Here is a 14,948-nt window from a genome sequence, read left to right as displayed (position 1 = left end):
CCAGAAATGTGCGGTGGATTCTAAACGATCTGGACATAAATCGAAATCAGATCCGTAGACACATAACGCCAGATGCAAAAGGATACGATTGCCAAGCAAGCGTAATAAATGCAAAGACTCATAATGCATGACCGAACAACTCGGTAATCAACATAATGAAAACCTGTATTTCACTTGTAAAACAATATGTTGAATAAACCGCTCTTTATATGAAACTTGATCCAGATCACGCTTTATTGCTGACAGTCTGTGCAGACTTTGCCACACAAAAGCTCAACAGCATGCATAGATACTTAAGTTATCCATGCATATAACAGCGATAAGCACAGGAAAATGAAGATGAAAAAGACTCTGCTGACTACGGCTATTATTTCAAGCCTCACACTCTATTCATTCACAGCACTCGCCGATGGCCCTGAATTCTATGGTCATGCCGATCTTGCTATTACCAACTCAGACACAGGTTACGCAACTCAGAACCAAAAGGACGGCACTGTCCTTGAAAACAACTTCTCATGGTTAGGCGTAAAAGGTTCTGAAGCTGTAAGCCCCTATTTTGACATCATTTATCAAATGGAATTTGGCGTCGAAAACTTTGATAACTCAAACAAGACGTTTAATGCCCGTAATACTTTCCTTGGTATCAGAAGTGCGGCTGGTACTGCTTTAGTGGGCCGTAACGACACAGTATTTAAATCAGCTGAAGGTAGCTTCGATCTCTTCGGCAACACCAACGCCGATATCGACTTGCTGGTTGCAGGCCAAACTCGCTCCGCCGATGGCATTTCTTACTATTCACCTAAAATTGCCGATCTGGTGACGCTTAATGCCAACTATCTGATGAGCGATAACTATGATCAAGTGGATAGCAATGGCGACGAGGTGTACAGCAGAGATCACATGTATGCACTGAGCGCCACCTTAGGGGATAAAGCCTTTAAAGCACAAAACTACTATGTCGCTGCCGCCTATAGTGATGGTATTGATAACGTTGAAGCCTACCGTGGTGTGGCCCAAGCTAAATTCGGTGACGTGATCTTAGGTGCCTTATATCAACACAGCGAACATGTGGATGATAAGTTTGCCAACCTCTCAGGTGATACCTACTTCGTCAACGCAGCCTACTTAATTGGCGACTTGAAATTGAAGATGATGTACGGCAAAGATGACTCAGGTTTAGGTAAATACGTGAGCCGTTATGTCGGTGACCAAAACAACAGCGGTTTGGAACAGGTTCGCGATGTTGACCTGCAACAGTTCAGTGTGGGTGCGGATTACCGTTTGAGCACTAAGACTATGGTCTATGGTCACTACACGCGCTTCGATGGTGATCTTATGTTGGCCGATGTGAAGCAAGACCTTAATGACAACATCTTTACTGTTGGTTTACGCGTTGATTTTTAAATAGATTAATCAACTAACCACAAGGTTATTTCTTGATAAAAAAGCGGCTTCGGCCGCTTTTTCTGCTTAGATATCGTCCCCAAACACATATCCATAGCCGATATGACAGACTTGCTACAGTATTAGTATATGCTACAGTTACCCTCGCCGACCCACTGTCTAAGGCAATCTGCCTTACCTACCACTTAAGTAGTAAGTGAAAAATACAGTTTTGCACCTTTCAGGTAAATTTGCAGTCAAGGTATAAGGAAATATCCTAGAAATAGCCCGAATATGGACAAGGAGAGCCAAAAACATGATCTGCACCACAGCCTGCGAGTCGTAAAACTGTAAAAATCGGCTGCAACTTTGTTACCGACTCAGGTGACAAATGCGTTAAACCACACAAAAACCATGAAAAATGGAAAAGAACTTAGGTTCGAGGGAGCACAAAACATGAAAAAGACATTCATCTCTGCATCAGTTGCATCAGTATTGGCATTGGCTTCATTCGGTGCGCTAGCCGAAGGCCCAAGCTTTTATGGTCGTTTAGAGCTTGCTTTAACCCATACTGACACTGCTGCTACCCTACAAGGCGGTACTAACGGCATTGATACCAAAAACTATGCCGATGAAAATAACGCTGGCACATATTTAGAAAACAACTTTTCTCTGTTAGGTGTAAAGGGTTCAGAAAAGATTGCTGATGGCTTTGAAGCTATCTATCAAATGGAATTCCAAGTTGAAAATACATCAACAACGGGTGATGTATTTAAAGCGCGTAATACTTATTTAGGTTTAAAAACTAACGCAGGTACTGTGTTAGTGGGTCGTAACGATACAGTATTCAAACAAGCCGAAGGCGGTGTGGATATTTTCGGTAACACTAACGCCGATATCGACCGTTTAATCAGTGCTCAAACCCGTAGCGCTGATGGTGTGTGGTACTACTCTCCAAAAATCGCTGGCTTAGTAACACTTAATGCGACTTATCTATTCGATGATAATAATGATTCGACTACAGATGGTCAAAAAACAAACGAAAGCTTATATGCCCTAAGTGCAACTTTAGGCGATAAAGCGTTTAAAGATCAAAACTACTACGTCGCTGTAGCCTATAACAAAGGAATTGCAGGTGTTGATGCATACCGTGGTGTGGCTCAGGTTAAATTAGGCCAATTCAAAGTCGGTGGTCTATTCCAACAATCTGAAGATGTTGTAAATAGCGATATCGATGGCAATACTTATTTCGTGAACGTTTCTTACGATCTGAACGGCGTAAACCTGAAGGCTGAGTACGGCTTTGATGATGCAGGCTTCGGCAATTACTACAAGAACGTTAACAAATACACTGTGATAACCCAAGGGACTGATGGTAAAGATATTATTACTGCGAAATCTTGGTCTGGCACTGATATCAGTGTTCAAAACTTCAACGTAGGTGCTGACTACCGTTTAGCTAAATCAACTATGGTATACGGCCAATACGCTATGTACCGCGGTGACCATGTTGTTGCTGGTAACAAAGTTGATCTACAAGATGACAACGTATTCTCTGTAGGCGTACGTTACGACTTCTAATCTCTTAACCAAGAGATAATTAAAAACCTACTGTAGCGATACAGTAGGTTTTTTTATGTCTCGAATCGAATAAAAGGTCGAGACTCAGGCGATAAAAACAAAAAAGCCACCCAAGTAAACTCAGGTGGCTTTCATTTATGTCTTTAATGCTTCAAAACCTTGAGTCGATCAAGGCATTAAATACTCGGTAATGGCTCGCCGCCGTCACCTAATTCAACGCTATCGACACGTTGTAAGCCTCTAGGCAACTTAGCGCCACGACGACCACGTTCACCACGATAATGCTCAAGATCGCTAGGCTTAAGTGTGAGTTTGCGCTTACCCGCCCACAAGGTGACTGGCGTGTCACTCGGCACTAATTGTAAGTGCGTCATCAGCTCTTCACGGTTCTTGGCTCTTTCCGTAGGAATGCCGATAATCTTGTTACCTTTCCCCTTAGATAATTGCGGTAAGGCCTCAAGGGAGAACAACAACATTCGACCTTCGTTCGTGATCGCTAAGAGCGACATTTCCTTCGTGCGATCAATCAACTTAGGCGTTAATGACTTAGCGTTTGTCGGCAAACTCAGTAATGCCTTACCCGCCTTATTGCGCGACACCATATCATTGTACGAGCAAATAAAACCGTAACCCGCGTCAGTTGCCAACAGATAACATTGGTCTTCCTCACCCATCAATACATGCTGCATGGTTTCGCCAGGCGCCATATTGAAACGAGTCGTGATAGGCTCACCTTGGCTACGGGCCGATGGTAAAGTATGACTGTCGGTCGCAAATGCCCGCCCAGACGAATCAATAAACACAGCCGCCTGATTACTACGCCCTATGGCACTGCACAAGTATTGGTCGCCAGACTTATAGGAGAGCGATAATGGATCGATATCGTGGCCCTTAGCACAACGCACCCAGCCTTTTTCAGACAAGACCACTGTCACAGCCTCAGTCGGCGTTAACTCTTGTTCCGTTAAGGCGCGAGACTCGTTGCGCAGCACTATTGGAGAGCGACGATCATCACCGTAGGTTTCGGCATCTTGAATTAATTCTTTCTTGATCAAGGTCTTCAAGCGACGCTCTGAACCCAATAACTGCTCGAGTTTCTCGCGCTCGGCTTCAAGCTCATTCTGCTCGGCCGTGATCTTAAATTCTTCTAACTTCGCTAAATGACGTAACTTTAACTCGAGGATCGATTCGGCTTGTTTATCACTGAGTGAGAAACGGGCCATTAACTCGGCTTTAGGCTCATCGTGAAAACGAATAATCTCAATCACTTCATCAATGTTGAGGAAAGCGATCATTAACGCTTCGAGTATGTGTAACCGCGACACGACTTTATCTAAACGGTATTCCAAACGACGTTTAACCGTGTCAACGCGGAACTCTAACCACTCAGTTAATAAGGTTTTTAGCCCCTTCACCCGTGGACGACCATCAAGACCCAGCACGTTTAAGTTAACTCTAAAGCTCTTTTCTAAATCCGTGGTAGCAAACAAATGCGCCATTAACTGATCGCAATCGACACGATTTGAGCGCGGCACGACCACCAGCCGCACTGGGTTTTCATGATCCGATTCATCGCGTAAATCGGCCACCATAGGCAATTTCTTCGCCTGCATTTGACCGGCAATTTGCTCTAAAATTTTCCCGCTACTGGCTTGATGCGGCAGCGCCGTGATGATGATTTCACCACCATCGACTGTATAAACTGCGCGCGCTCTTAATGACCCACGGCCCGATTCATAAATTTTTGCAATATCGGCAGACGGGGTAATGATCTCGGCTTCGGTCGGATAATCAGGCCCAGGTACAAAGGCCATCAATTGCTCGAGTTCAAGCTTAGGATCATCAAGCAATGCTACGCAGGCCGAGACTAATTCCCTGACGTTATGCGGCGGAATATCCGTCGCCATGCCCACGGCAATACCGGTAATGCCATTGAGTAAAATATGCGGTAAACGTGCCGGCAATACTTTTGGCTCTTTTAACGTGCCATCAAAGTTAGCGCCCCACTCGACCGTACCTTGTCCCAGCTCGCTGAGCAGCACTTCTGAGAATTTAGATAAACGCGCTTCGGTGTAACGCATGGCCGCAAATGACTTAGGATCATCGGGCGCCCCCCAGTTACCTTGACCATCGACTAACGGATAGCGATAAGAGAATGGCTGCGCCATCAATACCATAGCCTCATAACAGGCACTATCGCCGTGGGGATGGTATTTACCTAATACGTCACCAACCGTACGTGCCGACTTTTTATGCTTAGATTGAGCCGATAACCCTAACTCACTCATCGCATAGATAATTCGACGCTGTACCGGTTTAAGCCCATCACCAATGTGTGGCAGGGCTCGGTCCATAATGACGTACATGGAATAGTTCAGATAAGCCTCTTCGGTAAAGCGCCGTAATGGCATTTGCTCTACCCCATCGAGACTTAACTTGATAGCGTCACTCATTTTCTTCTAGTTCCTGTGGTTCTTCAGTACTATCGCCCTTGTAGAACAAGCGATACACGTTACCTTTTAAATCATCTGAGATGTACATAGCACCGTCGGCTGCCGATAACAGCGCAAAGGGACGAGCGACGGGAAATTCACCGTCAAGGAAACTGACAACCGTTTCACGACTCACCACTGTTTGATCTTCGATCTTAAGCATAACCACTTGATAACCGACTTTGCTCGAGCGATTCCACGAGCCATTTTCGGCGACAAACAACTGATTATGGTAAATATTTGGAAATTGACTGCCGCGATAAAACGCGAGCCCCGTGGGTGCAACATGGGCTGGCAGTTCATATACTGGCAGCGTAATTTTTAGATTTTTTGGCTTTTCATAGGCAGGCTCAACCACAGTACTGGCATGTAAGTAAGGGAAGCCATAATGACTCCCTATCACATCGACGCGGTTAATCTCATCGGGTGGCAAGTTATCCCCCATCCAATCACGGCCTTGATCGGCAAACCATAATTTTTCGTCAAGCGGCGACCAATCAAACCCACTCGCATCACGCACACCAGCCGCTATCTGCTCACTCGCGCCAGTATCGATATTGATCGCTATGATACTGCTGTAAGGCACTGGCGCTTCACAGACGTTACAGGGCGCACCAATAGACACGTATAAGCGACCATCTGGACCAAAATTAATTGACCGAGAACTCTTCTTCTCAGAGTAAGGCAAGTCACTGTAGATTTCTTTGGGTCGACTCGGGCGGCGCAATCTTTGCTCAATATCAACAAAGCGCACGATCTGATTTTCAGTGGCGACATATAAGTCGCCATTGTGAAATGCAATCGCATCGGGTGATTCAAGCCCTTTAGCAATCACGTAGCGCTTATCGACACGACCATCTTGATTGCTATCGACTAACGCATGAATAGTGCCGCTCTTATTGGAACCGACAAATAAAGTGCCATTCGCCCCCATCGCCATTTGCTTTGCATCACCAATATCCGAGGCATAAAGCGATAAACCAAACCCCTTAGCGACGGTAATCATGATCGATTGGGAACCCGCAAAGGCGCTATTGCAGAGCAATAACGTTACACTCGCTAGGAGTGTAAAACCGGCAGACAACACCTTTAAGCAATTATAATTATTAGTTTTAATACACAACATTGTAATTTTCTTTATGCCTATGTTTTATTGTTATCGGCAATAGTGCACAACATTAAAGTAAAGCCATGTCACCCTTATCTTCGAGCCAGTTTTTACGGTCCGGCGAACGCTTCTTAGCGAGCAACATATCCATCAAAGCATCTGTCTCTTCGATATCATCTATGGTCAACTGTACTAAACGACGGGTGTTCGGATCCATCGTTGTTTCACGAAGTTGTAAAGGATTCATCTCACCCAAGCCTTTAAAGCGGGTGACTTGTACCTTGCCCTTTTTATTCTCAGCGGCAATGCGATCTAAAATTCCCACTCTTTCGGCTTCATCTAAGGCGTAATACACCTCTTTGCCGATATCGATACGGAACAGTGGCGGCATGGCAATATACACATGCCCTTGTTCAACCAAGATACGGTAATGCTTCAAAAATAGCGCGCATAACAAGGTAGCAATGTGCAATCCGTCGGAGTCAGCATCCGCAAGGATACAAATCTTGCCATAACGCAGTTCAGAGATATCACTGCTATCGGGATCACAACCAATTGCGACCGAAATATCATGGACTTCCTGTGAGGCTAACACTTGTGAAGCATCGACTTCCCAGGTGTTTAAGATTTTGCCACGCAGCGGCATAATGGCTTGAAACTCGCGATCGCGGGCCTGTTTCGCACTACCGCCCGCAGAATCTCCTTCCACGAGGAATAACTCTCCGCGCATCGGATCTTGGCCACTACAGTCCGTTAGCTTACCCGGTAGTGCAGGCCCTGAAGTCACTTTTTTACGGGCGACTTTTTTAGCGGCCTTTAACCGACTCTGGGCGTTATTAATGCACATTTCGGCTAACGATTCAGCGAGTTCAGTATTGGAGTTCAACCAAAGTGAAAAGGCATCACGCACTACGCCAGACACAAATGCAGCGCATTGGCGGCTCGAAAGCTTTTCTTTGGTTTGGCCAGCAAATTGCGGTTCTTGCATCTTCACCGACAAAATAAATGCGGCGCGATCCCAAATGTCTTCGGGTGAAAGTTTAATACCGCGGGGAATTAAGTTTCTGAACTCACAAAATTCGCGCATTGACTCCAATAAGCCTTGGCGGAAACCATTTACATGAGTACCACCGAGCGGAGTCGGAATTAAGTTAACATAACTCTCGCCAATGGATTCACCGCCTTCTGGCAGCCAAGTAATGGCCCAATCAGCGGCTTCTAGCTGGCCCTTAAAACAGCCGACAAACGGCTCGTCTGGCAACCTTAAATTGTCGCCAATCGCCGCCTTCAAATAATCAGTTAGGCCGCTTTCATAGAACCATTCATGGACTTCATTTGTCTGTTTGTTGGTGAATTTAATCCGTAAGCCTGGGCACAGTACCGCTTTAGCCCGCAGCAGATAAATCAGTTTTGAATTAGAAAAGTTAGCCGAATCAAAATAGCTGGCGTCGGGCCAAAAATGCACTCGGGTCCCGGTATTGCGACGACCACAAGTTCCCGTTGGGCGTAACTCTTCAACCTTAAAGCCATTTTCAAATGCGATATCATACACTTGGCCATCACGGCGAACTGTCACTTCAACACGGCGCGACAGCGCGTTAACGACTGAAATCCCCACACCATGCAAACCGCCAGAGAACTGGTAGTTTTTATTCGAAAATTTACCGCCGGCATGCAATTTGGTCAGGATTAACTCGACCCCAGGAATGCCTTCTTCAGGGTGGATATCCACCGGCATACCACGGCCATCATCGGTGACTTCGAGGGAGTTATCTGTATGTAGAACAACTTCAATTTTGGTCGCGTGGCCCGCTAATGCTTCATCGACACTGTTGTCTATGACCTCTTGGCCCAAATGGTTCGGTCTGGAGGTGTCGGTATACATACCTGGACGGCGTTTAACAGGATCGAGTCCGTTGAGAACTTCAATGGCGTCAGAGGTGTATTGATTCGTCATAGGGCACGCTATAGGTTGTTATATCCGGCCATGTTGCGGCTCGGCATGTCTGTTTGTCAAGGTAAGTGTAAAAATTGGCTTACAGTTTGCAGATGCGATTCGTAGCCAACAAAACTGTGATCGCCTCCCGCTTCAATTCGCAATTGGCAGTGATGGTACTTATTGACCGCTTCGCGATAATCCAGCACTTCATCACCCGTCTGCAATAATACCAAAAAACGATCCGGATTGCGGATAACAGCTGTATTAAATTCAGCAACTTCCCGCTTATGCTCGGGCATGACAAGATAATGCTGTTCAGTATAGGGATTAAATTGCGGCCCCATAAACTCATCAAACAATTCAAAGGGTTTTACCGCTGGATTGACTAACACAGCTTTGCCGCCATAAGTTTCGGCTAAATAGCTGGCAAAATATCCGCCTAACGATGAACCTATGTAAGCTAATGGCTCTTTGGCATCGAGAGCCGCCTCAACATAAGTGGTTAACAGCGCCATGGCAGCCTTGGGTGTATTGGGCAATTGAGGCTGATGAAAGGTCACACTCGGGTGATGCTGCGCCATGTACTTAGCCGTCATCACAGCTTTATCTGAAAAGGGTGAGCTATTAAATCCGTGAATATAAAGCAGCATATTTCCTCAGGCTGCGGTTATTCGCGTTAATAACCGCTTGAATTGTTGTCGGGGGAAAAATGGTTACCCGGTACGCGATACACTTTAGTGTTGATGCTACCATCGGCTTTCAACTCCAGCAAACGATAACCCGGTTGGACGCTATCCAAGGCAAAATAAGGCGATAACGGCTTAAATTGAATACAAGTGGAAGGTGTCGCCATCAGCTGCATGCTGCCATGGGGGCCGTTGTGGTGGGTATCGATACATTGGTGCACATGGCCCCAGAGCAATCCTTTGACCTGCGGATACTTTGCTACTCGCGCAATAAATTCGGCACCATTGTCCATGCAGTGTTGATCCAGCCAAGTGCAATTCACGACAATGGGATTGTGGTGCATCACCAATAAAGTGTGGCATTCGGGATGTGCGGCAATGGCTTTATCAATTAATTCAAACTGAGTCTCGGCCATATTGCCGCCGGGCTTTCCCCGCACGGTTGAATCCAACATGAGAATTTGCCAGTTTCCGGCCAGAATACGCTGCTGTCCAAAAATCTGTTCACCTTGCATGTGCAGATACATAATCCGCGGATCATCATGGTTTCCGGGAAGATAATGGCAAGGTAAACCAATAGGAGTGACGGCTTTCACAAATTGCTGATAGGACTCAGCCGAGTAATCTTGACTTAAGTCACCCGTGGCAAGCATCAAATGAGCGGGATAGTCCACAGCTCTAATTGTATTTAATACGGCAGCAAAACTCTTGCTAGTATTGACCCCTAATAGCTGAGCTTCAGGATCGGCAAAAAGATGCGGATCAGTGACTTGCACGATACGCACGCTTTCCCCTTCAGCTATGGAGTAAGAGACAGCCTCTTTCAGCACATTGAATACCCAATTCTAAGACTGGCACACGACACTATGGTGGTAACCAATCTTTAATAACTCTTCCAGGAATGCATTCACCTGGTGCTTTTCATCACTTTGATACATACGTACATTGGGATAATCATACACTGGGCGTAATTGGTAAATCTGTTGACCAGTTAACACTTCTGCTAATTTAGCATCGTGATAAATTCTCACTAACACCTTGGGAGTATTGACAAACTCCTTGATTGCGATGGGACGAGATATCTCAACTAATTGAGTATATTTGGTATTTTCTAAAATTCGTACTACTAATATACCAAACTCACCTTCGAGTCGCCATGACTCACCGATAGCTATCTCTAACGGTAACCATTTCAACATGTAACCATAATTTCGCCCGCACAGTGCTAGAAAATCACTGACGTTAGGTTTATAGCGCTGTTTTAGACTCGAAGTAGCCAAATTCATCCCAACTTAAACCAGTTGTTGATAGTTTAATTGTAACCATTGTAATCCAATGACGGTCGACGCATTATCGATCTCGCCCGCAACCACACTATTATAAGCTTGCTCGCGGCTCATGACATGCAATCGAATATCTTCGTGCTCTTCTGCTAATCCATGCAATCCACGGGCGTCGTTAGAATCGACATCGGCCCAATAGAAATAGAAACGTTCTGTGCTGCCACCAGGGCTGGCAAGATAACTATTCACGCTGTGCATTTGCTTAGCAACTAAGCCTGTTTCTTCCATTAACTCGCGGTGCGCAACGTCCAGAGGCGTTTCTTCGGGCGCAATCATACCCGCGACCAACTCGAGAAGCCAAGGAGATTTAGTGGTTGCTAATGCAGGAAAACGCACCTGTTCGATGAGTACTACTTTATCTTGTCTGGCATCATAGGGCAGAACGACCACGGCATGACCCCGTTCAAACACTTCGCGAGTGACAGGTTTGCTCCAGCCGCCAGCGAATAATTTATGTTTGAAAGTGTATTCGTCCATTGAGAAAAATCCTTGGTATAGGGATTTTTTTTCTAAGATCTCAATATCCGTTTGCGAAAAAACAGGGGGTTTCATACTCTATCCTTAAAAGTTGAATTTGCGCCTATAATCAAGGCAATTTGAGCACATTTTTAAAATAAAATCTGTTACACTTCGAATTTGACTTGAAAGTGTCAGAGTTCTTAGACTCTAGGTCATTAAGTTTTAGCTGTATCGGGAAGCGTCGGGAAGCGCAAACCGCCTTGGTAAAGGCATTACTTAGTCTAAACGAAGTTAAAATATTCCTCCGTGGGGGGATTTTGTCTAATAAGGACAGCAAATGAAATTTAAGATCCATAATTTATGCGCAGCATTAACACTTGCGGCCTCCGCTTCAGCGGTGCAAGCAGATGATTTGTTGCAAATTTATCAACAAGCACTGACCAGCGACCCGCTCGTATTGCAAGCCCAAGCCCAGCGTAATGGTTTGTTTGAACAAATTGAACAAAACCGTGCACCGCTGTTGCCAACCATTAGTGCAAACGTCGGTTACGACAAAGCTTGGAATGATCCGAAGGATGATTCAAGCGGTCTAGTAGGTAGCCTGAAATTAAATCAAGTTATCTATGATCACAGTGCTTGGGTCGGTTTAAGCCTTGCTGAGAAAGCCGCTTCTCAAGCTGATTCTGCCTATGCTTCAGCATTACAAAACCTGATTACTCGTATCACTACAGCCTATTTCAACGTATTAACGGCGAAAGACAACTACGAGTTCCAAGGTGCAGAAAAACGCGCGATCGAACGTCAACTTGAACAAACTAAACAACGTTTTGCTGTGGGTTTAACCGCAATTACCGATGTGCATGAAGCCCAAGCTCAATATGACTTAGCCTCAGCCACTGAAATTTTAGCTGAAAACACACTCGCTAATAGCTATGAAGCCTTACGTGAAATCACTGGCATCGATCACAAGACAATCAACGTATTAGATACCAACCGTTTCTCGGCCGTTACGCCAGCGCCAACATCTTCAAACGAATGGTTGAAGATTGCTGAAACCAATAGTGTCGATTTGATGACTCAACGTATCGGTAAAGATATCGCTCAAGAAACCATTAAGCTTTATCAAGCAGGCCACATGCCTTCTTTAAGCTTGAATGCAGGTTACAACAAAGGTCTTGAGCAAAAAACCGGTAATATCAATGAGCCTGACTTTGATAACGTCAGTGTCGGTGTCAACTTAAGCATTCCGATTTTCGAAGGCTTTAAAGTGAGCTCACAAGTTAATCAAGCGCAATTTCAATATGTTGAAGCGAGTGAAAAACTTGAGCAAGTTTACCGCGGTGTAGTGAAAAACGTCCGTAATAACTACAACAACGTAGGCGCTTCTATCAGTTCAATCAAAGCCTATGAGCAATCGGTTATTTCATCAGAAAGTGCACTGAAAGCCACTCAAGCGGGTTTCGAAGTCGGTACGCGTACTATCGTTGACGTATTGAACCGTACTCGTGACTTGTACGACTCAAAACGTAAGCTATCAGATGCACGTTATAGCTACATCAACTCGGTCATTGCCTTGAAGCAAGCTGCGGGTACATTGAATGAAGATGACGTGATTGCCATCAACAATGGCTTAATTGCAGAGTAATCTCACTCTCGGTTCTCAGCTATAAAAGTTGTCAGATAAAAAAACCGCCGATAGGCGGTTTTTTTATACTCAAACGCTAAATCAACAGATTAGAAGTTGATTTCAACACCTGCAAAGTAACCTTTAAATTTAGTATCGGCACTCACACCCGAGAAGTTACTCACGTCGAATAAAAACTCACGGTAGCCTACACGTACACGGGTATCGACAGCCAAACCATCGAACTGCCAACCTAAACCAATCGCATAGTCGTGAACGCTTGATTCATTTACGCCCTGCATCAAATCAGCAAAACCGTATAAACCTAAGCCAGGCATGCCCACATGCGTACTGGCATAACCCATCACAATGCCGCTATCGACATCTTTCTCTTCAGGGTGACCAGGATCTTGCACGCGCAGTGAGCCATTCATTAACTTGTAAGCAGCACCGAGATCCAATGACACTATGTCGTTATCCAATATTTCGTAATACAACACGAAATCTGTGTTGCTCAGATCGGTATAAGCAGTCACATTACCTTTAAAATCATGACCATTGAAGTTGAAATCAGCACCAGACATGCTGCCTTTCTGATCTAAGCTATTTTCACGGATTTTAATATTAGGGACAAATGGCAATGGATGCTCAACCGCAATCCAGTAGCTACCTTGAGCCGATGAACTGTAATCAAATGTTTGCTGTGGTTGACCTTTATCGGCAAAAGTACCGCTAGTATCGGCGCGCCAGTAGTCACCGCCAATTGTGAAACCGACCACAGTTGCCGCTTGGGCTGATGTGGCCATGCATAATCCTAATACCGCACTGGCGAGGAGAGTTTTTTTCATAATTAACCTTGAGATAGCAAGTTCGTTAAATCAATCACCGCGGCATTCGCACGGGATACATAGTTAGCCATAACCAATGAATGATTAGCGACTAAGCCAAAACCGCTGCCATTAAGCACAACAGGGCTCCAGACAGTTTGCTGAGTCGCCTCCAGTTCACGAATGATCTGTCTTAGGCTCACTTCAGCATTTTTCTTCTTTAAGACATCGGCAAAATCGACTTCAACGGCGCGCATAAAGTTCAGCAAGGCCCATGAAGCACCACGACTCTCATAGAAAACATCATCAATTTTCCACCAGCTGGTTTTCACCTGATGGCTTGCCAAGTTAGGCGTGGATTGACGCGCCGCATTATCGCCGGCTAAGTCGGTATTTAAACGCTCTTGGCCAACGCTGGCCGATAAACGTTGTGACATGCTGCCCAGACGCTTCTGCACTTCTTTCAACCATTCATTGAGGTTGTCGGCGCGGGCATAAAACTGTGCATCTTGATTGTTAGGGTCCATCATGCGAGCACGGTACAGCTTCAGCAATTTAATGGCATCGCGGTATTCGCTTTCAGCACTTGGCACTAACCAGCTCGTGTGATCGATATTGAGCTTAGATTGGGCTTCGCCTAAATCTTTATCCGCTGCCGATTGAGACTGCGAGCGACTAAACTCTTTACGCATAATCAAGGCTAAATCGCGGGCTTGTTCTAATGCGCCGTATTCAAATGCGGGCATGTTATCCATAAAGATAGAAGGTGGCATCACATCGTTTGATAACCAACCGCCTTGTTTATCCAGTAATGTTTCGACCGTGAGGATCAGCGAAGTGGTGGTTGCGTATCCGACCACATTTTTATCGGTAGCCGTCAATTGTTGAGGATTGATAGGATCGGGCTCGATACTCCACCACACACTCAGGCCATAACCGATTAATACTAAAAATAAACCGACACCGGTAACTTTTTTCCATGTAATTTGCATCAAGCGACTCCTTAATGATGGTGATGATGCTCTTGCTCAGCGGCGTTTTCTGCTTCTTTACTAACAGGCAGTGTAATCGCCATTTTCTCGCCATCGTCAAACTCTAATTGCAGTTCAACTTGCTGCTCTAACACCAATGGCGCTTTTAAACCTAGCAACATGACGTGATCCCCTGACGGCGTTAACGTTAATGCGCCATGGGATGGGATATCAAAACCTTCAACATGGCGCATCTTCACCATGCCTTGATCTTCGATAATAGTGTGTAATTGGGCATCCTTTGCCACAGGAGTACTGACGCCGATAAGACGAACCGCTTTATCTGTGTGGTTTTCAAGCGTAAAATAGGCGGCAGTATTTGGTACTGTCTCAGGCATGGCGCGTACATGACCTTCGGTCACTATCACGCTCGCCAACGCTGAAAATGATGCACAAGATAAAACTAGACAATTAAACAGCTGTTTGAATATTGGTTTCAATGTCTTAAACTCCATGTCTACCCAATGTCGTCGTA

Annotated in this window: 13 protein-coding genes; 3 read left to right on the top strand and 10 right to left on the bottom strand. The window is 45.3% G+C overall.

Translation table 11 applies throughout. The features are described from left to right. The first annotated feature begins 339 nt into the window (after positions 1–339). A complete protein-coding gene (locus OX890_RS05730; RefSeq protein ID WP_268650227.1) occupies positions 340–1,404 on the top strand; it encodes a porin in 1,065 nt (354 codons plus the stop codon). Positions 1,405–1,839: 435 nt separating this feature from the next. Next, positions 1,840–2,964 (top strand): porin, encoded by a 1,125-nt coding sequence (locus OX890_RS05725; RefSeq protein WP_268650226.1) that lies wholly within the window; start codon positions 1,840–1,842, stop codon positions 2,962–2,964. Between the two features lie 176 nt (positions 2,965–3,140). Here the strand turns inward: OX890_RS05725 and parC are convergent, their stop codons facing one another. The 7 genes from parC to nudF are packed head-to-tail and all read right to left on the bottom strand — an operon-like array spanning position 3,141 to position 11,084. Beyond that, positions 3,141–5,417 (bottom strand): DNA topoisomerase IV subunit A, encoded by a 2,277-nt coding sequence (gene parC / locus OX890_RS05720; RefSeq protein WP_006083020.1) that lies wholly within the window; start codon positions 5,415–5,417, stop codon positions 3,141–3,143. After that, positions 5,410–6,582, bottom strand: a complete 1,173-nt coding sequence (locus OX890_RS05715; RefSeq protein WP_268650225.1) for a PQQ-dependent sugar dehydrogenase — start codon at positions 6,580–6,582, stop codon at positions 5,410–5,412. Before OX890_RS05715 ends, parC begins: the two co-directional genes overlap by 8 nt. A gap of 52 nt (positions 6,583–6,634) precedes the next feature. Beyond that, on the bottom strand, positions 6,635–8,521 hold the full coding sequence (parE, locus tag OX890_RS05710) for a DNA topoisomerase IV subunit B (protein WP_106649494.1): 1,887 nt from the start codon (positions 8,519–8,521) through the stop codon (positions 6,635–6,637). A 56-nt stretch (positions 8,522–8,577) separates the two neighbouring features. Beyond that, a complete protein-coding gene (locus OX890_RS05705) occupies positions 8,578–9,153 on the bottom strand; it encodes a YqiA/YcfP family alpha/beta fold hydrolase (protein WP_006086042.1) in 576 nt (191 codons plus the stop codon). Between the two features lie 26 nt (positions 9,154–9,179). Beyond that, the gene (gene cpdA, locus OX890_RS05700; RefSeq protein WP_268650224.1) at positions 9,180–10,019 is read right to left on the bottom strand and encodes a 3',5'-cyclic-AMP phosphodiesterase; all 840 of its coding nucleotides are present in this window, start codon (positions 10,017–10,019) and stop codon (positions 9,180–9,182) included. A gap of 15 nt (positions 10,020–10,034) precedes the next feature. Next, positions 10,035–10,475, bottom strand: a complete 441-nt coding sequence (locus OX890_RS05695; RefSeq protein ID WP_268650223.1) for a DUF1249 domain-containing protein — start codon at positions 10,473–10,475, stop codon at positions 10,035–10,037. Positions 10,476–10,481: 6 nt separating this feature from the next. Beyond that, the gene (gene nudF / locus OX890_RS05690) at positions 10,482–11,084 is read right to left on the bottom strand and encodes an ADP-ribose diphosphatase (protein WP_006086045.1); all 603 of its coding nucleotides are present in this window, start codon (positions 11,082–11,084) and stop codon (positions 10,482–10,484) included. 244 nt (positions 11,085–11,328) lie between these two features. Between nudF and tolC the strand changes: the two genes are divergently transcribed. Beyond that, positions 11,329–12,636 carry an outer membrane channel protein TolC gene (gene tolC, locus OX890_RS05685; RefSeq protein ID WP_006086047.1) on the top strand — a complete coding sequence of 436 codons (1,308 nt, stop codon included), beginning with the start codon at positions 11,329–11,331 and terminating at the stop codon, positions 12,634–12,636. Positions 12,637–12,725: 89 nt separating this feature from the next. On the opposite strand, the gene OX890_RS05680 is transcribed toward tolC, so the two are convergent. From OX890_RS05680 to OX890_RS05670, 3 genes are read right to left on the bottom strand one after another with little or no spacing between them, the layout of a single operon-like run. Continuing rightward, complete coding sequence (locus tag OX890_RS05680; protein WP_006083028.1) at positions 12,726–13,463, bottom strand: TIGR04219 family outer membrane beta-barrel protein; 738 nt, start codon at positions 13,461–13,463, stop codon at positions 12,726–12,728. A gap of 2 nt (positions 13,464–13,465) precedes the next feature. After that, positions 13,466–14,434 (bottom strand): DUF2333 family protein, encoded by a 969-nt coding sequence (locus tag OX890_RS05675; protein ID WP_006083029.1) that lies wholly within the window; start codon positions 14,432–14,434, stop codon positions 13,466–13,468. Positions 14,435–14,445: 11 nt separating this feature from the next. Beyond that, complete coding sequence (locus tag OX890_RS05670; RefSeq protein WP_012586826.1) at positions 14,446–14,928, bottom strand: copper chaperone PCu(A)C; 483 nt, start codon at positions 14,926–14,928, stop codon at positions 14,446–14,448. Positions 14,929–14,948: the final 20 nt, after the last annotated feature.

Source organism: Shewanella sp. DAU305, from assembly GCF_026802235.1.
Taxonomy (GTDB): Bacteria; Pseudomonadota; Gammaproteobacteria; order Enterobacterales; family Shewanellaceae; genus Shewanella; species Shewanella baltica.
This window is presented reverse-complemented; position numbering and strand designations above follow the sequence as displayed.